This is a genomic window from Achromobacter aegrifaciens (assembly GCF_902859735.1).
GTDB lineage: Bacteria > Pseudomonadota > Gammaproteobacteria > Burkholderiales > Burkholderiaceae_B > Achromobacter > Achromobacter aegrifaciens.
The window spans coordinates 374,551-397,345 of record NZ_CADIJY010000003.1 but is presented as its reverse complement, the minus strand read 5'-3'; the positions used below and the strand labels follow the sequence as shown (position 1 = coordinate 397,345).

22 protein-coding genes are annotated in these 22,795 nt (G+C 67.0%); 17 read left to right on the top strand and 5 right to left on the bottom strand.

Annotation, left to right across the window (positions count from 1 at the left end; translation table 11 throughout):
- Positions 1 to 45: 45 nt before the first annotated feature.
- A complete protein-coding gene (locus HV766_RS11875; protein WP_054450376.1) occupies positions 46 to 1,377 on the top strand; it encodes an arylsulfatase in 1,332 nt (443 codons plus the stop codon).
- Positions 1,378 to 1,418: 41 nt separating this feature from the next.
- Complete coding sequence (locus tag HV766_RS11870; protein WP_175181200.1) at positions 1,419 to 2,384, top strand: tripartite tricarboxylate transporter substrate binding protein; 966 nt, start codon at positions 1,419 to 1,421, stop codon at positions 2,382 to 2,384.
- A gap of 10 nt (positions 2,385 to 2,394) precedes the next feature.
- Here the strand turns inward: HV766_RS11870 and HV766_RS11865 are convergent, their stop codons facing one another.
- Positions 2,395 to 3,135, bottom strand: a complete 741-nt coding sequence (locus HV766_RS11865) for an SDR family oxidoreductase (RefSeq protein ID WP_054450373.1) — start codon at positions 3,133 to 3,135, stop codon at positions 2,395 to 2,397.
- A gap of 38 nt (positions 3,136 to 3,173) precedes the next feature.
- Positions 3,174 to 4,514, bottom strand: coding sequence for a CitMHS family transporter (locus HV766_RS11860; protein ID WP_054450371.1), 1,341 nt, complete (start codon positions 4,512 to 4,514; stop codon positions 3,174 to 3,176).
- Between the two features lie 156 nt (positions 4,515 to 4,670).
- Here HV766_RS11860 and HV766_RS11855 point away from each other — a divergent pair, with 156 nt between their 5' ends.
- The 5 genes from HV766_RS11855 to HV766_RS11835 all read left to right on the top strand — a co-directional run bounded on the left by HV766_RS11855 (position 4,671) and on the right by HV766_RS11835 (position 9,871).
- A complete protein-coding gene (locus HV766_RS11855) occupies positions 4,671 to 5,378 on the top strand; it encodes a response regulator transcription factor (RefSeq protein ID WP_175181199.1) in 708 nt (235 codons plus the stop codon).
- Positions 5,335 to 6,804, top strand: a complete 1,470-nt coding sequence (locus HV766_RS11850; RefSeq protein ID WP_225591409.1) for a sensor histidine kinase — start codon at positions 5,335 to 5,337, stop codon at positions 6,802 to 6,804. Before HV766_RS11855 ends, HV766_RS11850 begins: the two co-directional genes overlap by 44 nt.
- On the top strand, positions 6,794 to 7,879 hold the full coding sequence (locus HV766_RS11845; protein ID WP_175181198.1) for an ABC transporter substrate-binding protein: 1,086 nt from the start codon (positions 6,794 to 6,796) through the stop codon (positions 7,877 to 7,879). The genes HV766_RS11850 and HV766_RS11845 overlap by 11 nt, the downstream gene beginning before the upstream one ends.
- 284 nt (positions 7,880 to 8,163) lie before the next feature.
- Entirely contained in the window at positions 8,164 to 9,249 is a 1,086-nt protein-coding gene (locus HV766_RS11840; RefSeq protein ID WP_119449023.1) for a helix-turn-helix transcriptional regulator, read from the top strand.
- A gap of 301 nt (positions 9,250 to 9,550) precedes the next feature.
- Positions 9,551 to 9,871, top strand: a complete 321-nt coding sequence (locus HV766_RS11835; protein ID WP_054450364.1) for a DUF4148 domain-containing protein — start codon at positions 9,551 to 9,553, stop codon at positions 9,869 to 9,871.
- A gap of 6 nt (positions 9,872 to 9,877) precedes the next feature.
- Here HV766_RS11835 and HV766_RS11830 read toward each other — a convergent pair whose 3' ends face one another.
- Positions 9,878 to 10,843: an AraC-like ligand-binding domain-containing protein gene (locus HV766_RS11830; RefSeq protein ID WP_175181197.1), complete on the bottom strand. Its 966-nt coding sequence runs from the start codon at positions 10,841 to 10,843 to the stop codon at positions 9,878 to 9,880.
- 165 nt (positions 10,844 to 11,008) lie between these two features.
- Between HV766_RS11830 and HV766_RS11825 the strand changes: the two genes are divergently transcribed.
- From HV766_RS11825 to HV766_RS11785, 9 genes are all read left to right on the top strand, one after another.
- Complete coding sequence (locus tag HV766_RS11825) at positions 11,009 to 11,857, top strand: phytanoyl-CoA dioxygenase family protein (RefSeq protein WP_175181196.1); 849 nt, start codon at positions 11,009 to 11,011, stop codon at positions 11,855 to 11,857.
- Entirely contained in the window at positions 11,854 to 13,401 is a 1,548-nt protein-coding gene (locus HV766_RS11820) for a class I adenylate-forming enzyme family protein (protein WP_175159578.1), read from the top strand. Before HV766_RS11825 ends, HV766_RS11820 begins: the two co-directional genes overlap by 4 nt.
- Positions 13,402 to 13,425: 24 nt before the next feature.
- Positions 13,426 to 14,355: a phytanoyl-CoA dioxygenase family protein gene (locus HV766_RS11815; protein ID WP_175181195.1), complete on the top strand. Its 930-nt coding sequence runs from the start codon at positions 13,426 to 13,428 to the stop codon at positions 14,353 to 14,355.
- 2 nt (positions 14,356 to 14,357) lie between these two features.
- Positions 14,358 to 15,587: a serine hydrolase domain-containing protein gene (locus HV766_RS11810; protein WP_175181194.1), complete on the top strand. Its 1,230-nt coding sequence runs from the start codon at positions 14,358 to 14,360 to the stop codon at positions 15,585 to 15,587.
- A gap of 49 nt (positions 15,588 to 15,636) precedes the next feature.
- Positions 15,637 to 16,896 (top strand): ABC transporter substrate-binding protein, encoded by a 1,260-nt coding sequence (locus HV766_RS11805; RefSeq protein WP_119449019.1) that lies wholly within the window; start codon positions 15,637 to 15,639, stop codon positions 16,894 to 16,896.
- A 69-nt stretch (positions 16,897 to 16,965) separates the two neighbouring features.
- Complete coding sequence (locus tag HV766_RS11800; protein ID WP_175181193.1) at positions 16,966 to 17,847, top strand: branched-chain amino acid ABC transporter permease; 882 nt, start codon at positions 16,966 to 16,968, stop codon at positions 17,845 to 17,847.
- A complete protein-coding gene (locus HV766_RS11795) occupies positions 17,847 to 18,860 on the top strand; it encodes a branched-chain amino acid ABC transporter permease (protein WP_175181192.1) in 1,014 nt (337 codons plus the stop codon). Before HV766_RS11800 ends, HV766_RS11795 begins: the two co-directional genes overlap by 1 nt.
- A complete protein-coding gene (locus tag HV766_RS11790) occupies positions 18,857 to 19,573 on the top strand; it encodes an ABC transporter ATP-binding protein (protein WP_175181191.1) in 717 nt (238 codons plus the stop codon). Before HV766_RS11795 ends, HV766_RS11790 begins: the two co-directional genes overlap by 4 nt.
- Positions 19,573 to 20,277, top strand: coding sequence for an ABC transporter ATP-binding protein (locus HV766_RS11785; RefSeq protein WP_088138874.1), 705 nt, complete (start codon positions 19,573 to 19,575; stop codon positions 20,275 to 20,277). Before HV766_RS11790 ends, HV766_RS11785 begins: the two co-directional genes overlap by 1 nt.
- A gap of 38 nt (positions 20,278 to 20,315) precedes the next feature.
- On the opposite strand, the gene HV766_RS11780 is transcribed toward HV766_RS11785, so the two are convergent.
- Positions 20,316 to 20,744: a VOC family protein gene (locus tag HV766_RS11780; protein WP_054450349.1), complete on the bottom strand. Its 429-nt coding sequence runs from the start codon at positions 20,742 to 20,744 to the stop codon at positions 20,316 to 20,318.
- Positions 20,745 to 20,811: 67 nt separating this feature from the next.
- Positions 20,812 to 21,867, bottom strand: coding sequence for a hypothetical protein (locus HV766_RS11775; protein WP_175181190.1), 1,056 nt, complete (start codon positions 21,865 to 21,867; stop codon positions 20,812 to 20,814).
- A 551-nt stretch (positions 21,868 to 22,418) separates the two neighbouring features.
- Between HV766_RS11775 and HV766_RS11770 the strand changes: the two genes are divergently transcribed.
- Complete coding sequence (locus HV766_RS11770; protein ID WP_175181189.1) at positions 22,419 to 22,742, top strand: hypothetical protein; 324 nt, start codon at positions 22,419 to 22,421, stop codon at positions 22,740 to 22,742.
- Positions 22,743 to 22,795: the final 53 nt, after the last annotated feature.

Here is a 22,795-nt window from a genome sequence, read left to right as displayed (position 1 = left end):
GCTCCTAGAATCCCTGGATAAACCCGCAGACAGGAGACGCAGCGCGTGGACAAGAAGCCCAATATCGTATTGATCGTGGCCGACAACCTGGGATGGGGCGAATTGGGCTGCTACGGCGGCGGCGCGCTGCGCGGCGCGCCCACCCCCAACATCGACCGGCTGGCCTCGGAAGGACTGCTGCTGCAGAACTTCAACGTGGAAAGCGACTGCGTGCCCACGCGCTCCGCGCTGATGAGCGGGCGCCATCCCATCCGCACCGGTTGCCTGCAATCCGTCCCTCCCGGCCTGCCACAAGGCCTGGCGCGCGACGAAATCACGCTGGCCCAGCAATTGTCCGGCCAGGGCTACGCCACGGCGCATTACGGCAAGTGGCACCTGGGCGACATCCCCGGCCGCTATCCGTCCGATCGCGGCTTCGACGAGTGGTATGGCATCCCGCGCACCACGGACGAAAGCCAGTTCACCTCGTCCATCGGCTTCGATCCCTCGGTCGCCGACATCCCGCACATCATGCAGGGCCAGGCCGGCTCGCCTTCGGAAAACGTCAAGGTCTACGATCTGGAGACCCGCCGCGGCATCGACGCCGAACTGGTCGACCGGTCCATCGGCTTCATGCGCAAGCATGCAGAGGCCAGCCGCCCCTTCTTCCTGTACCTGCCGCTGGTGCACCTGCACTTTCCCACCCTGCCGCACCCGGACTTCGCGGGGCGCACCGGCGCCGGCGACTTCGCCGACTCCATGGTGGAAATGGACCACCGCGTCGGCCAGATCGTGCAGGCGGTGGATGAACTGAAGCTGCGCGACGACACCGTGTTCATCTTCTGCAGCGATAATGGCCCGGAATTCCGCAAGCCCTACCGCGGCACCGCCGGTCCCTGGACCGGCACCTACCACACGGCCATGGAAGGCAGCCTGCGCGTGCCCTTCATGATCCGCTGGCCGGGCAAGGTCCAACCCGGCCAGGTCTCCAACGAGATCGTGCACGTCACCGACCTGTACACCACGCTGTCGCGCATCGGCGGCGCGTCCATGCCGCAGGACCGTCCCATCGATGGCATAGACCAGACCGACTTCTTCACCGGCGCCAGCCCGACCTCGCTGCGCGAGGGCTTCCTGTTCTACATCAAGAACGACCTGCGCGCGGTCAAATGGCGCGACTGGAAGCTGCATTTCTACTGGGAGCCCGAGGTCAACGAAGGCAAGGGAAAACTGGAGTCGCCGTACCTCTTCAACCTGAAGCAGGACCCCAAGGAAGAAAGCGACATCCTCATCTTCAATACCTGGGTACTGGGGCCCATCCTGAAAATGGTGCAGTCCTTCAATCAGTCCTGCGCCGCGCATCCGAATACGCCGCCCGGCAAGCCGGATCCGAGCTGAGACGCGCGGCGGCCTGAGCAAAAAAACACAAAGGGGAAATCATGAAATTCGCTATCCGCTGCTGCGCGCTGCTGCTGGGCGCAGCGCTGACCGCCACCGCCGGCGCGGCAGACGCCAAGCTGGAATGGCCCGGCAAGCAGATCACCTGGGTGATCGGCTTCGTTCCGGGCGGCACCGCCGACGTGCTGACCCGCATCGCCGCGCAGGAACTGGCGCGGCGCAGCGGCTTGAACGTTATCGTGGAAAACCGCCCCGGCGCGGCGGGCGCGATCGCCCTGCAGCTGGTGGCGCGCAGCAAGGCCAGCGACGGCTATCTGCTGACCGTGCCCGGCCCGCTGATCTACCCCACGTCCCAGCCCGAGATCGGCCGCGAACTGGCGCCCGTCATCCTGATGGCCCAAGGCCCCATGGTCATTGTCGGTCCCGCCAAGGACGCCCGGGCATCCCTGCAGGACGTGCTGGCCGATGCCCGCCAGCGGCCCGAAGCATGGAGCTACGGCAGCTCGGGCAACGGCACATCGCAAAACCTGGCGGGCGAACTGCTCAACCAATATGCCGGCACCCGCATCGTGCATGTGCCCTACAAGGGCGGCGGCCAGGCGGTGGCCGACGTGGCCGGCGGCCAGATCCCCCTGGCGATCCTGGGTTCGGCACCGGTCATGCCGCAGATCAAGGCCGGCACGCTGAAGGCCTACGCCGTCACCACGCCCTACCGCCTGGACAGCCTGCCCGACGTCCCCACGGTGGAAGAGTCCGGCTTCAAGGGCTACGCCGCCACCCAGTGGTTCTCGGTCGCGGCCAGCAAGGACATCCCGGCCGCGCAACTCGACCAGGTCAACGCCGCGCTGCGCGCCGCCGTCGCCACGCCCGAATTCAAGGCCGCCCTGGAAAACGCCGGCATGATCGCCGGCGGCGGCTCGCGGGACGAACTGCAGTCGTTCATCCAGGCGGACAGCGCCAAGTGGCAGAAGCTGATCGACAGCGGGGCGGTGAAGCTGGCGAATTGAGGACCTTCCCTCAACTCATATACACGCCGCCATTGATGGCGTAGTTGGCTCCCGTCACGAACGCCGCCTCATCCGACGCCAGCCACGCGCACAGCCCCGCCAGATCCTTGGCAGTACCCAGCCGGCCCACCGGCACGCTTTCGACGATACGGTCCAGCAACGCCGGCGGGAACGCCTTCACGGTGTCGTCGGCGATGAAGCCCGGCGAGGCCAGGTTGACGGTGACGCCGCGGGCCGCGACTTCCTGGGCCAGCGAACGGGTGAAGCCGATCACGGCGCCCTTGGCGGTGGCGTAGTTGATCTGGCCGATCTGGCCCTTCTCCGCGGCCACGGAGCCGATGTTGATGATGCGGCCCCAGCCGCGGTCCGCCATGCTGTCGACCACCTGCTTGGTGGTGTTGAACAGCGTGTCCAGATTGCTGCGCAGCACCGCCGACCAGTCCGCCTGGCTCATCTGGCGAAAGCGCATGTCCAGCATGGCGCCGGCATTGTTCACCAGCACGTCGATCTCCCCGACCTCGCGCCGCACCTTGGCGAAGGCCGCCTCGGTCGAGGCCCAATCCGTGGCGTCGCCCTCGGAGGCGACGAAGTCGTAGCCCAGGGATTTCTGTTCCTTCAGCCAGTGGTCCTTGCGCGAGGAGCGCGGCCCGCAGCCTGCCACCACGCGGTGTCCCGCGTTGTGCAGCGCCTGGCAGATCGCGGTGCCCGTGTGGCCCATTCCGCTGGTGACGTAAGCAATGCGCAAAGCCATGTACTTCCCCTTTTGAAAAGACGGTATCGCGCCGCCGCTCAGCCGATCTGGCCGACCAGCGGGAACAGGCCGAACGCCAGCGCCGCGGCCAGCATCACCAGGCAGACCATCGTGGCCCACTTGAGCGAATAGCGCTGGTGGTCGCCGAAGTCCACGCCGGCCAGGCCGACCAGCAGGTAGGTCGAAGGCACCAGCGGGCTCAGCAGGTGCACGGGCTGGCCGATCAGCGAGGCGCGCGCCATCTCGACCGGCGAAATGCCGTAGCCCTGGGCCGCTTCGCTCAGGATGGGCAGCACGCCGAAGTAGAAGGCGTCGTTGGACATGAAGAAGGTGAAGGGCAGGCTCACCAGGGCGGTAATGCCAGCCAGGTACGGGCCCATGGCGTCGGGAATCACCGCCAGCAGGCTGCGCGACATCGCCTCGACCATGCCCGTGCCCGACAGGATGCCGGTGAAGATCCCGGCCGCGAAGATCAGCGACACCACCGACAGCACATTGCCCGCGTGCTGCGCGACGCGGCGGCGCTGCTCGGCCAGGTCCGGATAGTTGATGACCAGCGCGATCGCGAAGGCGATCATGAACAGCACCGGCAGCGGCAGCACGCCCATCACCAGGCTCACCATCAGGGCCAGCGTCAGTCCGGCGTTCACCCACAGCAGCTTGGGGCGGCGCAGGTCCTGGTCGACCTCGATCTCGGGCAGGTTCTTGGGACCGTCCTCGTCATAGCCGGCGTGCAGCGAAGCGCCGTCCGGCAGCGACAGCACGCCCAGGCGGCGGCGTTCACGCAGGCCCAGGCAGAACGCCAGGATCAGGATGGCGACAATGGCCACGCCCATTACCGGCACCAGCGGCACGAAGATGTCGCCCGCGTCCACGTGCAAGGCGCTTGCGGCGCGCGCCGTCGGGCCGCCCCAGGGCGTCAGGTTCATGACGCCGCTGGCCAGCATCGCCAGACAGGTCATGGACAGCGCGTTCATCTTCAGGCGGCGATACAGCGGCAGCATCGACGCCACCACGATCATGTAGGTGGTCGAACCGTCGCCGTCCAGCGAAATCACCAGCGCCAGCACGGTCGTGCCCACCACGATCTTCAGCGGATCGCCCTTCACCGCGCGCAGGATGCGGCCCACGATGGGATCGAACAGGCCGGCGTCGATCATGACCCCGAAATACAGGATGGCGAACATCAGCATCACGCCGGTGGGCGCGATCTTGCGGATGCCGTCCAGCATCATCTTGTCGATGCCCGACCCGAACCCGCCCAGCAGGGCGAAAATAATGGGGACAAGGATCAGCGCCACCAGCGGCGACAGGCGCTTGGTCATGATCAGCGTCATGAACGTGATCACCATGCCGAAGCCAAGCAGGGTCAGAAGCATGAGGGTTATCTCCGACTAGTCGTTGTTATGCGTAAACGCGCCTCCGGCTGGGGATGCGCGACCGCAAGACTAGAAATAAAAGCTGTCGGCAACCTGTCGTTTTTGAACGCGGGTGCGGCGCGGGGGGGCTAGTCCAGCCATGCGACAATCGCCCCTATGCGCATACTGGTGATCGAAGACGACGCGGACCTGGCCGACGCACTCGTGCGCCGGCTGCGCCGTCTCGGCCATGCAGTCGACTGCCAGAACGACGGCCTCAGCGCTGACGGCGTGCTGCAATACGAAACCTTCGACCTCGTCATTCTGGACATCGGCCTGCCCCGCATGTCGGGCTTCGACATCCTGCACCGCCTGCGTGACCGCGGCAGCAAGACGCCCGTGCTGGCGCTGACCGCCCGCATCGACATCGAAGACCGCGTCCACGCCCTGGATACCGGCGCCGACGACTACCTGGCCAAGCCCTTCGATTTCCGCGAGCTGGAAGCCCGCTGCCGCGCCCTGCTGCGCCGCCCCAGCCCCCAGGCGTCCGGCATGCTGCGCTTTGGCGAGCTGGTCATCGACAGCGCCGCGCGCCAGGTCACGCTGGCCGGCCAGCGCATCGAACTGCCCAAGCGCGAATACAGCCTGCTGGAAATCCTGCTGGCCGGCATGAACCGCGCCGTCAGCAAGACCGAAATCGCCAACAAGCTGTTCGCCTTCGACGACGATGCCGCGCCCAACGCCATCGAGGTCTACATCGCCCGGCTGCGCCGCAAGCTCGAAGGCTCGCCGCTGCGCATCGAAACGCAGCGCGGCACCGGCTACCTCCTGACCGTCACCGATGACCACGACCGCCCCGCCGCGCCCGGCCCCGGCCGGGAGTGACCCCGCCACGCCCGCCGCCGCGCAGGGCCGCCTCTCGATCAAGCGCCGCCTGCTGGCCATGCTGCTTGCGCTGTTCGTCGCCGCCCTGGCCACGCTGTATCTGCTGGTGCGCGGCTACGCCAATCAGACCGCCGACACCACCTACGACCAGTTGCTGCGTTCCTCGGTGCTGTCCATCGCCGACAGCCTGCAGCTGGTGCAGGGAGAGTGGCGCATGGACATGCCTTATGCCTCGCTGGCGCTGCTGGAGCAGGCGCCGCGCGACCGCGTGTTCTATCGTGTCGGCGACGCGGGCGGCGCACTGATTTCCGGCTATGCGGACCTGCCAGCGCCGCCCGCCCGTGGCAGCGAAGGCCCGGCGTACTCGCCCCGCCTGTACGACGCCAGCTACCAGGGCGAGCCGGTGCGCATCGCCTGGATGGAACGCAAGATCGCCGGTCCCCGCAATGCCGAGACCGCCCTCATCCAGGTCGCGCAGACCCGCGAAGCCCGCAACGCGCTGGCAGCGGGCATCTTGTGGCAAGGCACGCTGGCGCTGATCGGCTTTACCGCCGCGGCGCTGGCGCTGGCCTACTGGGGCCTGCTGCGCTCGCTGTCGCCGATCCGCCGTATCGAGCGCGAACTGGCCGCCCGCAGCGCGGCGGACCTGCATCCCATCGCCGCTCCCGTGCCGGAGGAACTCGACACGCTGGTGCACTCGCTGGATGGCTTCATGGCGCGCCTGTCGGAAAACCTGGACACCCTGCGCCTCTTCATCGCCGAAGCCGCGCATCAGCTGCGCACGCCGCTGGCCGCGCTGCACGCACAGATGGAAGTGGCGCTGGACGAGGAAGATCCCGCCGAACAGCGCCGCAGCCTGCTGGCCGTGCTGCGCAACGCCGAGAAACTCTCGCGCCTGGTCAACCAGCTGCTGAGCGACGCCAGCGTCATCCACCGCAGCAACGTGCGCCAGTTCCAGCCGGTGGACCTGGCCGAGCTGCTGCGGCAGGCGGTGTATGACACGGTCCCGCAAGCCGATCCCCAGCCCGACGTGCGCCTGCATCTGCCCGCCACTGCGCCCGGCAATCCGCCCACCGTGCTGGGCGACAGCCTGATGCTGCGCGAAGCGTTCAAGAACCTTATCGACAACGCCCTGCGTCACGGCGCCACGGACGACGGCCACATCGACGTGCGGCTGGAGCCGGAGGACGATGGCTGGCGCATATCCGTATCCGACCAGGGTCCGGGCATACCGCCGGCGCTGGCAAACGCCGCCTTCGAGCGCTTCGTGCGCGGTCCCAACCCGCGCGCGTCCGGCGCCGGCCTGGGCCTGTCCATCATCAAGCGCGTGGTCGACATCCATCAGGGCCGGCTGGCCCTGAGCAACCGCGTGGGCGGCGGCCTGGACGCCGTGGTCACGCTGCCGCCCCGCCCCCATGAAGCTTGATCTCCTGAAACCCCTGCGCCTGCTGGCGGCGCTCACCGCGCTGCTGCCCTTTGCTGCCGGCAACGCCGCGGAAACCAGCGCCGACGGCCTGACGCTGGGGCCCGCGGACAGCAGGAACGTACTGGTCGTGCACGCCTCCAACAGCGTGCAGGTGTTCCGCGGCGTGCTGGAAGACTTCAGCAGGCTCAACCCCGGCCTGCGCCTGGAATACACCGAGCTGTCCACGCAGGAGCTGTATGCCGGGACGGTCTCCCGCGCCACGCAGGCGCCGGCAACCAGATCCGGCCCCGACATCGTCATCAGCAGCGCGATGGACCTGCAGACCAAACTGGTCAACGACGGCTACGCGCAACCCCACATCTCGCCGGAGACCCGCGCCCTGCCCGCCTGGGCCAACTGGCGCGACGAGGTCTTCAGCATCGGCACCGATCCCATCGTCATGGTCTACAACACCAGCAAGCTCGCGTCCGCAAGGGCGCCGCGCACCCGGCGCGAGCTGCTGTCCCTGCTGCAGGCGCCGGACCAGCCCCTGGCCGGCGCCATCTCCACTTACGACGTCGAGGGCAGCGGCATCGGCTACCTGGCGGCCACGCAGGACACGCGGCTGGACAGCATGGCTGGCGCGCTGCTGGCCGAACTGGGCCGCAACCGCGTGGCCGTGCACGCGTCCACCGAAGACGCGCTGGACAAGCTCGAACGCGGCGAGATCACGCTGGCCTACAACCTGCTGGAGTCCTACACCCGGCACCGCATCGATCTGGGCGCACCGCTGGCCATCGTCTATCCGCAGGACTACACGTTGATGCTGTCGCGCTCCGCCATCATTCCCCGACAGGCGCCGCGGGCGGATCTGGGCGCGATGTTCCTGGACTATCTGCTGTCGCCGCGGGGCCAGGAAATGGTCGCGCGGCAATCGGGCATGCGGCCCGTGAGCGCATCGGCCAACCCGGAAGCGGGCGTGCGGCCGGTGGCGCTGGGCGTAGGACTGCTGGTGTATCTGGATGCGCTCAAGAAGCGGCATTTCCTGGATCTGTGGCGCGCGGCGGTCCGTCCGCCCGGCGGCGTCCACCACTGACGCGATCTCCCCGCCCGCACTGGTATACACAACCCGGTACACCAAGACCACCTCTGAATCCGGACCCTTTTTGTCCGGAAAATGCACCCACTTTTTTCATCCGCCCCGGGGTTTTGCGAGGATAATTTCCTTGTGGCAGCGCCGCGGCAATCCAGGCCGGCCAGCCTCTCCCATGCCGGCAAATCACCGCCGCGCAGCGCTCCCCCGATCTGGCCGGAGCCACCTCTACAACGATCTGTGATACGTGACAGCGTTTGCGTCTGAACCAGAGTTGGAGGCACGAAATGGCCGAACACCAGATTGCCGTCCGGCGCGCGATCGAAGCCCTGGACCGTCTGGCGGATCCCGATCCGCCCTGGCATGACATCCTGCTGACCGCCCGCGACATGGTGGGCGCGGACAGCGGCACCTTGATCGTCTTCGATGCCCGCCACAAGCTGCTGGACCTGTCCACCGTCAGCTTTCCCGAAGCCGCCGCCACGGACTACCGCAACCATTACTACAGCTGCGACATCGTCGAACAGGACTCGCGGCTGCTGCCCGTGGGCACGTGGCTGGATACCGCCAACATGTGCGGCCACAAGCAGCTGCAGCGTTCCGAGTTCTACACGGACTTCATGCTCAAGCACCGGATGGCGCAAGTGCTGTGCCTGGTAATCGAATCCAGCGCCATGCTGCGCGCCGCCATCGCCTTCCAACGCTCGACCGTGGACGACAAGGCCAGCGAACGGCTTCAGTCCGGCGACGTAGCCCATTACTTCCGCCTGCTGAAAAGCCGGTTGGCCCAACGCGAAAAGGCGCTCGCCATCGGTTGGACAGCCATTGAAAGCGCACTCTCGGATGTCGGCGAAGCCGTGCTGCTGGTCAGCCACGACGCGATGGTAGACAAGAGATCGGCCCTCGCCATGCACTATCTGAGCGACGGCCATGGCTGGAACGTGCGCGGCGGCAAGCTGCGCCATCCCGACGCGAAGATACAGGCCTTGTTCGACGCGTATTGCCAGGCGGTCGCGCGCGACGGCAAGGCGCGGTCCCTGGCGGCAGCCGCCGGATGGGGCGAATTGACCTGGATCGACATCAGCGCGGCCCCGCAAGCGCTGAGCCTGATCGGCAGCCGCATGCTGCTGGTGCGCATGCGCAGAAAAAGCGCCTTTTCCCAACCGGACGTCGACAGACTGGAATCCGTGTTCTCGATCACGCACGCGGAAGCCGCTGTGCTGGCCGGTCTTGCGATGGGACACAGCGTGGAGGAAGTCGCGACCCTGCGCCACGCCTCGGTGCTGACCGTGCGTAAACAGGTGGCGTCCCTGCTCAACAAGATGGAATGCAATCGCCAGTCCGAACTGGTCAGGCTCGCCTCGCTGCTCTGAGCGCGCGCCATCGGTATGACGTACCCAATATTGAGTATGTGGCGCCCACCCGCGCCGTCCTACGATGAGCACAAAGGCATGAGGCCCGGACGCCCGGTCCGGCCCGAGTCGTAAACCTGGCGGTGGAACCCAGCGCCAGGTGCGTGTCCGCGCGCGCCGCGGGCCGGGCCGGCCTGCCCAAGAAAAAAACCAATGCGCCAATCCGGTTGCGCAGCTGTCCCTGCACCGGGCTGCATTGCCGCGAGCCCCCATGGACACCGGTCTCCAATGCTGCGGTCACTCTCGTCATCAGGAGCATTTCATGAAAACTGCCCTAACCGTCCGCGCCATGATTCCCGTCGTCCTGGCGGCCTGCGCCCTGCTCTCCGGCCCCGTGGCCGCGCAAATGTCCGCCGCCCCAACCACCGCAGCTCCGCCCTCCGACGTCCAACTCAGCCGCGATCAAGTCGAACGCGACCTGGCCGCCTGGAAGCAATCCGGCGTTGAAAGAAACTGGGACAGCGACAGCACCCCTGACATCAATAGCCCCGAGTATGTCGCCGCCTACCGGAAGTATGTCGACACGGTCAGGCCTGCCAACGCCCCGCAGATGCAGCAGTCGCAGGGCCAGGGCAAATGGTGATGCGCGCTATTCAGCCCGCAAGGGCGCACCGCCGCGCTCGCTGCCTGGCGAGCGGCCATAGTGCGCGCGGTACGCCCGATTGAACGTGGAAACTTCCTCGAATCCCCAGCTGGCGGCGATGTCCGCGATGGAGCGGCCAGGCTGGGCCTCGATGGCCAGGCGGCACCTTTCCAGCCGGCACTGCCGCACGTAAGCGCTGAAGCTCAGGCCATGCTCGGCCATGATCTTGAACAGATAGCTGCGGGAGATGCCGAGCTCCTCGCTGGCCGAAGCCGGCGTCAGGCCGCGATCGGCCAAACGCCGCTGCACCAGCGCCAGAATGCGGTCCAGGACTTCGTGGCGCACCCGTTCGGCGATCTGCGCGCCGGCATCCGCCCCTTCGAGCTGCGTCCGCGACAGCAGTTCGCTGCAATGCCTGACCATCAGCGCCTGCACCTGCTGCAACTCGTTTGCCGGCAGTTCGCTGACCAGGCGCATGTAGCTGGCCAGCACCCGCCCTGCCCCTGAACTTCCGTCCAGCACCGGCATGGCCAGCCGCCCGCGCCGGCCCAGTTGCGGCCGCAAGAGGCCTTCCGGGATTTCTATGCAGAACATGCGGAAATCGGTGCGGAAGTCGACTTCCCAGGGCGAAGCGCAATCCACCACGTAGACGTCGCCAGCCCGCGCCCGCATGGCGCTTCCGTCCTGCGAAACCAGGGCCTCTCCCGCGCACAGCAAATTGGCGAAGAATGGGGATTGCTTGCGGGCCGAGAGACCGGCCGCGGACAGCCTGACCACATGGGATTGGGCGGTGATGGTCGAGCCGTGCAGGTCCGGCAGCAGCAGGCCGTCGATCTGGCCGCGAAAGCTGCGCGCGGCGTCACGCTCGGGTTCGAGCGGCACGTAGGCATCGCAGATTGCATCGCGCCAATACGCGAACTGCTCCTGCGGCGCTATGACATCGGTGGTGTGGTGGTAGGCCTGCGCGCTCATGTTGAGTACCGGATCATGCCGACTGGGGCCGCCATCTTCTAGGGGATGGACGCTTTGCGCCACTGCCGTGGACGCTACGCGCTGGCAGGGCGAAGACTACCGGCCGATTATACGCACAGACCTATATCGCCGGACTCAGATCCAGGCCCAATCAGGAGACAAAAGATGTCCACGCCCGAACCGCTCGACGAGCGGATCGCAGCCTTTGAACGCGACGGATTCGTGGTGCTGCCGGGAATCATCCCGCCCGAGCAGGTCAGCCAGTTGCAGGAAGCCCTGATCCGGATCGAGGCCGAGCACAACCTCGGTTACGCCCAGACCTCGTTCGAAGGCCGCAAGACGGTGCGCATCAACAACCTGCTGGTCTACGATCCACGCTTCTGGGACGTGCCGCTGCAGCCCGACGTGCTGAGCCTGGCCGAACGCCTGCTGGACCGCGAGCTGCTGCTGTCGTCGCTGTGCTCACTGACGCTGGCGCCGGGCCAAGGCGCCCAGCCCCTGCACGAAGATACCCAGCAACTGGCGCTGCCGCGCCCGCGCCCGCCGCTGGCGGTCAATGCCATCTGGGCCTTGAGCGATTTCACGGCCGAGAACGGCGCCACCCACATCGTGCCCGGCAGTCATCGCTACGATTCGTCTCCGCCCTACGGCGCGCAGGACATAGACACCGTGCAGGCCACCATGAAGGCGGGCAGTGTCATGCTGTTCGACAGCGCGCTGTGGCACAAGGGCGGCGCCAACAACAGCAACGCCCGCCGTTACGCGTTGTCGTGCTACTACTGCGCCGGATGGATGCGGCAACAGGAAAACCTGCAGCTCGGCATTCCGGCCGAGGTGGCGAGAAGCTTCCCGCGCCGCCTGCAGGAATTGTGCGGCTACAGCATCTACAAGGGGCAGTACGGCCACATCGACAATACCGACCCCATCACCCTGCTGGGCGGCGCTGGCCGGCCCACGGTCTGGCAGGCCAGCGACGCCAAGGCCGCCCGCAAGGCTGCCGAGCGCAAGGCATGATGAACGCCCCCGCCCTGCCCAGGGTCCCGGATTCGGTGATCCATCTGCTGCGCGACGCCGCTCTCGAAGCGCCCGATCTTCCCGCGCTGTCCTTCGAAGGCGTGCGCCTGAACTATGCGCAATACGCCGGCTTGGCTGGAGCTTTGGCACGCCGCCTGGGCGAACGCGTGCGGCCCGGCGACCGGGTGGCCCTGTTGATGCAGAACTCGCTGGACCTGGCCGTTGCCACCTTTGCAGTGCATGCGCTGCGCGCGCAGGCCGTGCCGCTGAACCCAGGCTATCGCGAGCGCGAGCTGGCCTATATGCTGGAAGACGCCGAGCCTTGCATGCTGCTGCATGACGACAGCGTGAAGCTGGATCTGAGCACCTTGTGCCCGGGCCTGGATGCCGGCGCCATTCTCCGCACAGGCAACGGCGCCGGCCTGCTGGAGATGCTGCCGCAGGCCTGCGCCCTGCCCGAAGACCTGCCGCGGCATGAAGATCTGGCCACGCTGCAATACACCGGCGGCACCACCGGACGCCCCAAGGGCGTCAACATCCTGCACCGACAGATCGCCTACAACATCGCGCAGCGCGAAGCCTGGCTGCCGACGCGGCGCGATTCGGAGGTGGTGCTCTGCGTGATGCCGCTATTCCATGTGTCGGCCGTCTCCATGTCGCTCTACTTGAGCTTGCATGCCCGCGGCGAGCTGGTGGTGATGCGGCGCTTCGATGCCGCCCGCACCATCGAGGCCATCGCCGCCCACGGCGTGACCCTGCTGCCGGGCGCGCCCGCAATCTTCCATGACCTGTTGCTGAGCACGGCCTTCCAGCCTGAAAAACTCGGCAGCCTGCGCGCCTGCTTCTCCGGCGCGGCGCCGCTGCCGCGCGAAACCCTGACGCGTTTCGAGTTGCGCGCCGGTTGCCCCATCCATGAGGGCTACGGCATGAGCGAGGCGGGTCCCTGCCTGGCCTTCAATCCCATGCACCGTCCACGCAAACCCGGTTCGGTGGGCTTGCCCGTGCCAGGCGGCGAACTGCAGGTGGTGGACCTGGATGGCGCCAGCCGCGTCATGCCGCCGGGCCAGCCCGGCGAAATCCGCGTGCGCGGGCCGCACGTGATGGCAGGTTACCGCCAAGCGGCGCCAGAGTCCGCGCAAGCGCTGCGCGAAGGCTGGTTCTACACCGGCGACGTCGCCATCCTGGACGACGAGGGCTATCTCCATCTGCGGGGCCGCCGGCACGACTGCATCAACGTGGGCGGCTTCAAGGTCTATCCGCTGGAAGTGGAACAGGTGCTGCTGTCGCGCCCCGAAGTCGGCGAAGCAGCCGCCTTCGGCGTGGCCGACGAGCGGCTGGGCCAGGTGGTCCACGCCTGGGTCACGCCCGCGCCCGGCCAACGCCTGGACATGGCCGCCCTGCAGGCGCATTGCGCCGCGCACCTGGCCGGCTACAAAGTGCCGCGCCGCATCGGCGCGACGGCAGCCTTGCCGCGCACCAGCATAGGCAAGCTCGCACGCAGCGCTCTCGCGCCCGTGGCCGTGCCCGGCCCGAATTCGCAGTGACATTCCACATAAAAGGGGAGGAACATGAAGCAACTCGATCTGCAGGCTTTGCAACACCAGCTCGCCGAAGAAGGCTACGCCGTCATTGAAAACGTGCTGGACGCCGCACAGCTGGAACAGGCGCGCGAATGCGTGTCCGGACTGATGGCCGCGGAACGCGCCGATCCGTTCCCGCTGGACGACGAACGGCACGAGGACGATGACGACATCCTGGCCTACTATAAGCGCCACTACACGGTGAGCGACATGGAAGCGCAGCGCATGGTGGCGCGCGTGCACCAGTATCGCCGCGACAACGAAAACACGCGCTGGCCGGTACCCATCAACAAAGTGTCGAAGAACTTCCTGCACTTGCCCACCCTGTTCGACGACGACAAGTCGCAACGCGTCTGGAACCTGCTGAACAAGGCGCCCGACATGATCCCGCTGATCGAGCACCCGGCGGTGTTGCCCATGGTTCGCAGCGTGATGGGCCAGGACTGCAACCTGCACGACTTCCAGGCCACCAGCATCGGCCCCGGCACAGGCGGCGGCGCCTGGCACGTGGATGCGCCGCTGGGCCAGATCGCCGAGCCGCTGCCGGAGTTTCCGCTGACGCTGCAGAACGTCTGGATGCTGGACGATTTCACCGCCGACAACGGCGCCACGCGGGTCATGCCGCGCAGCCACAAGCTGCGCAAGTCGCCACCGTGGGGCAGCGGCCCGCTGGACGGCGAGGTCACGCTGACCGCACCCGCCGGCTCGGTCGCCATCTGGCTGTCCAACACCTGGCACCGCTCCGGCCCGAACCATACCGACCGCGAGCGCCGCGCCATACTCTGCAACTACAACGTGTCCTGGCTGCGCGGCTTCGCCGACTTCACCAGCACGCTGCCCGAAGGCGTCGCGGCCGCGCTGTCCAACGACGCGCGCTACCTGCTGGGCTACGGCGCGCGCGCGCCATTGACGCGCTGACCATGGCCGCCGCAACCTCGTCTCCGGCGCTTGCACCCGCGGCGCCGGCCATACACGGCTACTGCGATCCCGCCTTCGAACCAGTACGCGCAGCATTCGCGCGCAACTTCCAGGACGGTGGCGAGCTCGGCGCGTCCGTCGCCATCGAAGTCGACGGCTATCCGGTGGTCGACCTGTGGGCAGGATGGGCCGACACGGACCGCAGCCAGCCCTGGCAGCGCGACACGGTCTGTATCGTGTTCTCCAATACCAAGCCGGCCACGGCGCTCTGCGCCCACATGCTGGCCGAGGCGGGAGAGCTGGATTTGGACGCCCCTGTCGCCCGCTACTGGCCCGAATACGCCGCAGCAGGCAAGGCCACCACCACCCCGCGCATGCTGCTCAACCATACCGCTGGCCTGCCCGCGCTGCGCGAGCCGCTACCCGCTGACGCCGCTTTCGACTGGGAGGGCATGACCCGCCGGCTGGCCGGGGCCGCGCCTTTCTGGGCTCCGGGCGAACGCGTGGCCTACCACGGCCTGACCTACGGCTGGCTGGTCGGTGAGCTGGTGCGCAGGCTGAGCGGCTGCATGCCCGGCGAATTCTTCCGCCGCCATATCGCGCAGCCGCTGGACCTGGACTTCTGGATCGGCTTGCCGGAAACGGAGGAAGCCCGGGTCGCACCCATCGTGCCTCCGCCTGCGCCGCAAGCGCCGTTCAGTCCCTTCGAGCAGTCCCTGAAGGACGAGCCCGAAAGCCCTACCGCGCTGTACGCCAAGAACACCGGCGGCTGGCGCCCTTCCGGCTTCAACAGCCGCGCCGGCCACGCAGCCGGGCTGTGCGCGGCTGGCGGCATCGGCAATGCGCGCAGCCTGGCGCGTCTGTACGGCACACTGGCGCTGGGCGGCCAGCGCGACAGCGTGCGCCTGCTGCGCGAGGACACGCTGGCCGCGGCCACGGCCCTGTCGGCGCGCACGGACGACGACGCCTGCCTGCGCGTACCCACGCGCTACGCCAGCGGCTTCATGCGCCAGATGGATAACCGCGCGCAAGGCCTGGACAGCGCCTGCTTCGGCGACGAGGCCTACGGCCACACGGGCGCTGGCGGGTCGCTGGCTTTCGCCTGGCCGCAGCGCCGGCTTTCCTTTGCCTACACCATGAACCGCATGGGACGCACGGTGCTGCTCGATGAACGCGCCCATCGCCTGGTATGCGCGACGCACGCGGCACTCGGCGCAGGGCCGCCAGGCTGAAGCCCGCGCCGCACTCTCGAATCACAAAAAAACCTGGAGACAAATCCTCATGAACACGAGCAACCCCTATCGCCCCGCCGCCCTGCGGCGTCTGTTCGCCGCGGCCGGCGCCACGTTGCTGGTCCAGGGCGCCGCCCTGGCTGCCGAGCCCGTCAAGATCGGCTATCTGATTCCTCTGTCGGGCAGCGCCACCGCTTCCATTGGCAAAGACATGTCGCGCGCCACGCATCTGGCCGTCAAGCACATCAACGACGCCGGCGGCATCAAGTCGCTGGGCGGCGCGCAACTGCAGCTCGTCGAGGTCGACACCCGGGGCGATGCCAAGGTCGCCATGACCGAGGTCGAACGCCTGATCACCCGCGAGAAGACCCCGGTGCTGCTGGGCGCTTTCCAGAGCGGCGTGACCTTCCCCGCCACCGCCGTCGCGGAAAAGAACCGCGTGCCATGGGTGGTGGACCTGGCCGCCAAGGCCGACATCACCGAACGCGGCTTCAAGTACGTGTTCCGTCCCACGCAGATCCCGGCCTCGGGCAACGCCGAAAGCATGGCGGACTTCATCGACTACGCGGGCAAGACCACCGGCAAGCCGGCCAAGACGGTCGCCATGGTCTACGAGAACACCGATTGGGGCCAGGACATGGCCAACACGTTGCGCGCCAAGTTCAAGGCAGCCGGCATCGATCTGGTGCTGGACGAGGGATACCCGCCCAACTCGCCTGACCTGCGTCCGCTGGTGCTGAAGATCAAGGGCAAGAAGCCCGACGTCGTCACCGTGACCTCCTATGGCGCCGACGCCGTGCAGCTGCACAAACTGCTGGCGCAGATGCGGGTGGGCTCGACCTACGTCGGCAGCGCGGCCGGCCAGATCGACAGTACCTTCATCCCGCTGGTCGGCAAGGACATCGCGGGCAATGTCTACACCACCAATGGCTGGGCCGGCTACGAGTCGTCCATCACCACGCCGTTCGCCAAGAAGTTCTGGGACGACTTCGTCGCCGCCTACAAGGTCGATCCCAACGAACTGTCGGTCAGCGCCTACGCCGCGGTCTGGGTCATCAAGGACGCGCTGGAGCGCGCCGGGAAGGCGGATCCCGAAGCCATCCGCGACGCCCTGGCCCAGACCAAGCTGCAAGGCACCGACCTGAACAAGCTGGTGGGCTATGACATCGTGATCGACGCCAAGGGCCAGAACCCCGAAAAGCGCTACGTCATGCAGCAGATCACGCCCGACGGCCAGTACCGCACCGTGTGGCCGGAGAACCTGGCCTCCAAATCCTACAAGATGGTCTGGCCTGCCGCTCAGCCCTGACCGACCTGGCGTCGCCGCGCCACGCCCTGCGCGTGGCGCCGGCGCCCCGTTACCGCTAGGAGCCTCCACTTGACCACTACCCTACTCCAGGCCTTGCTGGGCGGTATCGCCAGCGGCGCCGTCTACGGCCTGATCGCGCTGGGCCTGAGCCTGCAGTTCGGCGTCATGAAGATCATCAATTTCGCCCATGGCGCCTTCCTGATGATGTCCATGTACGTCTGCTTCGCGCTCACCAGCCACTTCGGCCTGCATCCGCTGGCCGCCATGCCACTCACGGCGGCCGCGCTGTTCGTCGTCGGCTATGCCTGCCAGCGCTGGCTGATCGACGGCATCTACCGCAAGGAAAGTTCGCGCGAGCCGATCGGCGTTCTGATCTTCACCACCGGCCTGTGGATCTTCCTGGACAACGCCTTCCTGGCGCTGGCCGGCCCCGACAGCCGGACCATCGACGCGCCTTGGGCCAACGAAGTCTGGATACCCGGCGACCTGATCTTCACCTATCCGCAGATCGCCGGCCTGTTCTTCGCCTGCCTGATCACGGCGGCCCTGGTGCTGTTCCTGCGCCACACGCGCACAGGCCGCGCCATCCGCGCCACCGGACAGGACCGCGAAGCCGCCAGCGTGCTGGGCATAGACAGCGCCCGCGTCTACCGGCTGTCGTTCGCCATCGGCCTGCTGGTGCTGGGCGCGGCCGGCGCGCTGCTGCTGCCGCTCTATCCCGTCAACCCCTTCGTCGGCGACATCTTCGGCCTGCGCGCCTTCGTCATCGTCGTGCTGGGCGGCATCGGCTCGGTGGCAGGCGCGTTCTGGGGCGGCATCCTGGTTGGCGTGCTGGAATCGGTCGGCAGCCAGCTGATCCCCATCACCTATGCCGAGGCGCTCATCTTCCTGCTGTTTCTCGCCACCATGTATTTCCGGCCCAGCGGGCTGTTCGGCGTGGAGAACGAATGATGGCCAAGACCACAAAGACTTCGGCCGCCGGCATCGCCGCGCTGGGCCTGTTGGCGCTGCTGCCGCTGGCCAGCGGCAACCAGTACCTGCTGTCGGTGGGCGCCATGACGCTGCTGTACGCCTATCTGGCGCTGTCATGGAACATCCTGGGCGGCATCGCCGGCCAGCTCTCGCTGGGCCATGCCGCCTACTTCGGGCTGGGCGCCTATACCTCGACCTGGCTGTTCGTGAACCTGGGCATCAGTCCCTGGCTGGGCATGTGGGCCGGCGCCGTCGTGGCCATGGGCGCGGCGTTGATCGTGGGGCTGTCCTGCCTGCAATTGCGCGGCGCGTACTTCGCGCTGGCCACGATCGCCTCCTGCATGGTGCTCAAGACGCTGGTGGAAAACGCCGACACCCTGCTGGGCGGGCCGCGCGGCATGGAGGTCACGCTGCTGCGCGACGCTCCGCTGTACTTCCAGCATACCGGCAAGGCCTACTACTACATCGTGGCGCTGGCCTTCACCATCGCCGCGTTGCTGATCAACCGCCATGTATTGCGCAGCCGCTTCGGCTACTGCCTGACGGCCGTGCGCAACGACCAGGACGCGGCGATGGCGCTGGGCGTGCCGGTGCGGCGCTACAAGCTGACCGCAGCCATGCTGAGCGCGGCCATGACCGCGCTGGGCGGCACCTTCTATGCGCAGTTCGTCCTCTACATCAGCCCCGATAAGGTATTCGGCGCCAATCTCAGCGTCGTCATCGCCGTGGTCTGCATCATCGGCGGCCGCGGCACGCTTTGGGGCCCGGTGCTGGGCGCGCTGCTGCTGCTGCCTGGCGAAGAGCTGGCGCGCTCCCTGACCGGGGGCATGGTGGGGGCCGACATGATGCTGTATGGCCTTTTGCTGATGATCATCATCCGCTGGGAGCCGCGAGGACTGATGGCGATACTGTCCCGACGCGCCAAGGCGCCTGCGCGCGTGGCCGGCACGCCAGCCAAGACCGCCGGTCCCGCGATGGGGGGCACACAATGAACCTGCTCGAGTTCCATAATGTCAGCCGCAATTTCGGCGGCGTGCGAGCCTCCGACGAGGTCAGCTTCGCCGTCGGCGCCGACGAGATCGTCGGCCTGATCGGCCCCAACGGCGCCGGCAAGACCACGCTGTTCGCCATGGCATCCGGCTTCGTGCCGCCCAGCAGCGGCGACATCCGCTTCAATGGCAGCCGCATCAACGGCCAGGATCCGGCGCGCATCTGCGCCGCTGGACTCGCACGTACGTTCCAGATCGTGAAGCCATTCGGCGACATGACGGTACTGGAGAACGCCATGATCGGCGCCTTCCTGCGCCACCGCGCTCCAGCCCAGGCCGAGGAAGTCGCCCAGGCCGTGCTGGCGCGCGTCGGCCTGGCCGGACGCGAGCATCAGATCGCGCGCACTCTCACGCTGTCGGGCCGCAAGCGCCTGGAAGTCGCCAAGGCCTTGGCGACCCAACCCCGCCTGCTGCTGCTGGACGAAGTGATGGCGGGCCTGACGCCGGTGGAGACCGAGGAAATGGTGGCGCTGATCCTTTCCCTGCGCTGCGACGGCATCAGCGTCCTGGTGATCGAACACAACATGAAGGCCATCATGCAACTATCCGACCGCATCGTCGTCATCCAGCAGGGGCGCAAGATCGCCGATGGCCTGCCGCAGCAGGTCGCCCGCGATCCGCAGGTGGTGCGCGCCTATCTCGGGGAGGCCGCGTGATGCTGGAGATCCGTCAACTGGACGCCGGCTACGGCGACGTGCAGGTGCTGCGCGGCGTGGACATGCACGTGGGCGAAGGCGAGATCGTCAGTCTGGTCGGCGCCAACGGCGCCGGCAAAAGCACGCTGATCCGCACCGTCATGGGCTCCCTGCCCGCGCTGGCCGGCGAGGTCCGCTTCCTGGGCGAGCGCATCAGCGGCCTGCCCGCGCACCTGGTGGCGCGCCTGGGCATGGCCCAGGTCATGGAAGGCCGCCGCCTGTTCGGCCACATGGACGTCGAGGACAACCTGCTGGTCGGCGCCGACGTACTGCGCGACAAGCGCCGCAGCCGCGACAACCTGGACTGGGTCTATCAGCTGTTCCCGCGTCTGCGGGAACGGCGCCGCCAGCTGGCTCGCTCGTTCAGCGGCGGCGAGCAGCAGATGCTGGCCATCGGCCGCGCGCTGATGACCTCGCCCAAGCTCCTGCTGCTGGACGAACCGTCCATCGGCCTGGCGCCCATCATGGTCAAGGACATCTTCGACAAGCTGCCGCTCATCAACGCGCGCGGCATCACCATCCTGCTGGTGGAGCAGGACGTGCACCGCTCGCTCAGCATGGCCGCGCGCGGCTATGTGCTGGAGCACGGTGAAATCGTCATGTCCGGGCCGGGCGCTGAACTCCTGGCCGATGAGGGGCTGCGCCGCGCCTACCTGGGCGTGTGATTACGGGGCGGCACGCGTCTGAGCCAAACGCGCGCCGCTCAGAACGTCACTTTCACCGAAGGCGCGCTGCGCTGCGCCTCGCCATGGAACACGGCCTCGATGTTGTTGCCGTCCGGATCCAGCACGAAAGCGCCGTAATACCCTGGATGGTAGTCCCGAAAGCCCGGCGCGCCATTGTCCGTGCCGCCATGGGCCAGCGCCGCCTTGTAGAAGGCAGCGACCATGGCCTGGTCCTGCGCCTGGAACGCAAGATGATGGCGTCCGGTCAACTGCCCCGCCGCAGCCTTGTTGTCGGGCGTGGAAACGAATAGCTCGTCCGCCCAGAAATAGCCGTCGCCCGTGCCGCCCATCGGCACTTTCAGCGCATCGAAGACTGCCTGATAGAACCGCTGGCTGGCTGCCAGGTCCCGCACCACCAGCTGGATGTGGTCGATCAGCCGGCCCCGATGGATTTCATTGGTCTGCATGTGGCGCTCCTGTTGAGAGGGGAGCTTTCGAATATACCGCCCGCCATGCGGCCCCGTCCGCGCCGGATCAAGCCAGATACGAAGCCACCTCGTCACGCGTGAGATAGCGCGTGAATGTCATGGACGGTTGCTGCGCTTCATGCATGGCGCCGTTGAACCCCGACCAATTGCGCTTCATGCCCTCGGCCGTTTCCAACGCGATGAGCACTCGCTTGCCGTGGCGGGACAGGTTGTGCCGCAACGCCGCCTCGCCCCAGGCGTAACGCATGGCGTTGACCAGCTCGCCGCCGGCGTAGGCATCAGCCTGCAACCACTGGAAGTCCGCGGTATCGCTGTCCTGGTCCGGTTCGCGCGCTGCGATCTCGCGCTTCACGCCCAAGGCCTGCGCGTGTTCGCCGATGATGATCTGCAACAGCGTGAAGGCGTGGAAGTTGTTGTTTACGGCATGCGCCCGCGCAATGAAGCCCGTCATGGAAGTCGGCAGCACCACTACCAACTCCTCCTCGTAGCCCAACTGCGAGGCCAGCCAAAGATAGTGCAGATGCTCGAAGGGCAGGCTGTCGTTGCTGGTGGCCATGGGATGCAGCAGCGCCATCAGCTCCGCGTCGGACACCAGGGCGGCGTGATTGCGGCGGTCGCGCAAGACCATGGTCATCATCGGCAGCACCAGCAGGTCTGCCGCCTGATGCAAGGCTTCCACTTCCCAGCGCCTGCCCTCGGGTACGTCGGCCATCCGCGACCTGGCATCCTGCCAAGCCCGGCGGTCGGCCTCCTCCACCTCATCGTCGTCGTCCTCGACCTCCTGCGCGCAATACGGACTCAGGGTGCTCAGCCACTGCCGCAGCAAGTCCTGCAGGACGGGAAAGAGTATTGCCGGATCGGCGCCGTCTTCCACCAGCGAACCGCACATCAAGGCCACGGCAGCGGCGCGGCCCGGGTGCAGCGTAGGCAGCAGATCGGCGCAGGTCCGCAAGCAGACTTCCGCCTGCCCAGGTTTGCGGGCCTGGGCTAAAAAGGCGCGTACCTCGGGGCGCTGGAAGAACTGATCCAGCGGATCAAGATCGTCGGCGGTGGAGACGGGAGTACGAAGCGCGGCGGCGAATGTCGTGTCGGAAGCAGTCATGGAGATCAGCGAGCATGAAAGCGGCGGTGAGCGCCGCGCGGCAGCCCCGGAGTTTACTGAAGCGGCGCAGGACGCGTCAGCAGCGAGCATTCAAGGTAGAGCGAATACGGTGCGAAACATCCCGTCGCCAGAATCCGGAAGATAGTGATCGCATGCGCCGGACGCCAGGTATTGATTTTTCCCCGCGACCTGCGACAATGAAACCACGCATTTCATATTGGCCGACAGTCCGTTCCAGGTCCCTGACCATCACCGCGTCCTCCAGGGCGCGATCAAAGGAGCCCACGATGCCGCCCATAGTCCTTCCGGTGTTCGCGTAGCGAGCCGACTCTCTCCTTACAAAAAAGCAGTCCAGCCGCGGATTTTCCGCCACGGCGGCATATCGCCGTGCGGACTGACGCGCCTGCGTTGCAGTTGCAAGTCAGGCACCGCTCGCACGCGCGAACGCGGCCCGAAGGCGGATTGCGATTAACTTTCGCTGCCGGATGCCGTTAAAGAAGTGAAGACAGACATAGCCCCCCCTCCGTTTCCAGTCGCAAGGAGTCGCTGTCATGTCCAAGCTCCAATATCGCCTTTCCCTGCTTCTGCTGTGCGCGTCCAGCGTCCTGCCCGCAGCCCGCGCCGCGGATGGAACCATCTATTTCCACGGCGCCATCGTCGAGGCTGCGTCATGCACACCGCAGGTTCAATCCCGAAAAGCCACCGTCCGCGTGGAATGCGATGCTGAACGCGCCCGCGCCGCTGGCAAGCCCGCCGACCGCTACCGCGTAAGCGCCAATCGAGTGAAGGTCGACGTGCAGACCGTGCCGCTCAGGGCGCGCCACGCCGGGCAACAAGACACCCAGGGCTACATCATCACGCTCGCCTACCTGTAGTCATCAATACGACAGTCCGGCGGCCAGGCGGGCCGCTGGATTGCCCGCGCCTG

What these genes read in the sequence shown, in the direction of transcription:
- HV766_RS11840 (WP_119449023.1), top strand. Translation starts at nt 8,164, where the DNA reads ATGGCCGAACACCAGATTGCCGTCCGGCGCGCGATCGAAGCCCTGGAC.
- HV766_RS11780 (WP_054450349.1), bottom strand. Translation starts at nt 20,744, where the DNA reads ATGCAGACCAATGAAATCCATCGGGGCCGGCTGATCGACCACATCCAG.
- HV766_RS11845 (WP_175181198.1), top strand. Translation starts at nt 6,794, where the DNA reads ATGAAGCTTGATCTCCTGAAACCCCTGCGCCTGCTGGCGGCGCTCACC.
- HV766_RS11770 (WP_175181189.1), top strand. Translation starts at nt 22,419, where the DNA reads ATGTCCAAGCTCCAATATCGCCTTTCCCTGCTTCTGCTGTGCGCGTCC.
- HV766_RS11870 (WP_175181200.1), top strand. Translation starts at nt 1,419, where the DNA reads ATGAAATTCGCTATCCGCTGCTGCGCGCTGCTGCTGGGCGCAGCGCTG.
- HV766_RS11775 (WP_175181190.1), bottom strand. Translation starts at nt 21,867, where the DNA reads ATGACTGCTTCCGACACGACATTCGCCGCCGCGCTTCGTACTCCCGTC.
- HV766_RS11785 (WP_088138874.1), top strand. Translation starts at nt 19,573, where the DNA reads ATGCTGGAGATCCGTCAACTGGACGCCGGCTACGGCGACGTGCAGGTG.
- HV766_RS11865 (WP_054450373.1), bottom strand. Translation starts at nt 3,135, where the DNA reads ATGGCTTTGCGCATTGCTTACGTCACCAGCGGAATGGGCCACACGGGC.
- HV766_RS11810 (WP_175181194.1), top strand. Translation starts at nt 14,358, where the DNA reads ATGGCCGCCGCAACCTCGTCTCCGGCGCTTGCACCCGCGGCGCCGGCC.
- HV766_RS11835 (WP_054450364.1), top strand. Translation starts at nt 9,551, where the DNA reads ATGAAAACTGCCCTAACCGTCCGCGCCATGATTCCCGTCGTCCTGGCG.
- HV766_RS11815 (WP_175181195.1), top strand. Translation starts at nt 13,426, where the DNA reads ATGAAGCAACTCGATCTGCAGGCTTTGCAACACCAGCTCGCCGAAGAA.
- HV766_RS11855 (WP_175181199.1), top strand. Translation starts at nt 4,671, where the DNA reads ATGCGCATACTGGTGATCGAAGACGACGCGGACCTGGCCGACGCACTC.
- HV766_RS11860 (WP_054450371.1), bottom strand. Translation starts at nt 4,514, where the DNA reads ATGCTTCTGACCCTGCTTGGCTTCGGCATGGTGATCACGTTCATGACG.
- HV766_RS11830 (WP_175181197.1), bottom strand. Translation starts at nt 10,843, where the DNA reads ATGAGCGCGCAGGCCTACCACCACACCACCGATGTCATAGCGCCGCAG.
- HV766_RS11805 (WP_119449019.1), top strand. Translation starts at nt 15,637, where the DNA reads ATGAACACGAGCAACCCCTATCGCCCCGCCGCCCTGCGGCGTCTGTTC.
- HV766_RS11850 (WP_225591409.1), top strand. Translation starts at nt 5,335, where the DNA reads ATGACCACGACCGCCCCGCCGCGCCCGGCCCCGGCCGGGAGTGACCCC.
- HV766_RS11820 (WP_175159578.1), top strand. Translation starts at nt 11,854, where the DNA reads ATGATGAACGCCCCCGCCCTGCCCAGGGTCCCGGATTCGGTGATCCAT.
- HV766_RS11825 (WP_175181196.1), top strand. Translation starts at nt 11,009, where the DNA reads ATGTCCACGCCCGAACCGCTCGACGAGCGGATCGCAGCCTTTGAACGC.
- HV766_RS11795 (WP_175181192.1), top strand. Translation starts at nt 17,847, where the DNA reads ATGGCCAAGACCACAAAGACTTCGGCCGCCGGCATCGCCGCGCTGGGC.
- HV766_RS11790 (WP_175181191.1), top strand. Translation starts at nt 18,857, where the DNA reads ATGAACCTGCTCGAGTTCCATAATGTCAGCCGCAATTTCGGCGGCGTG.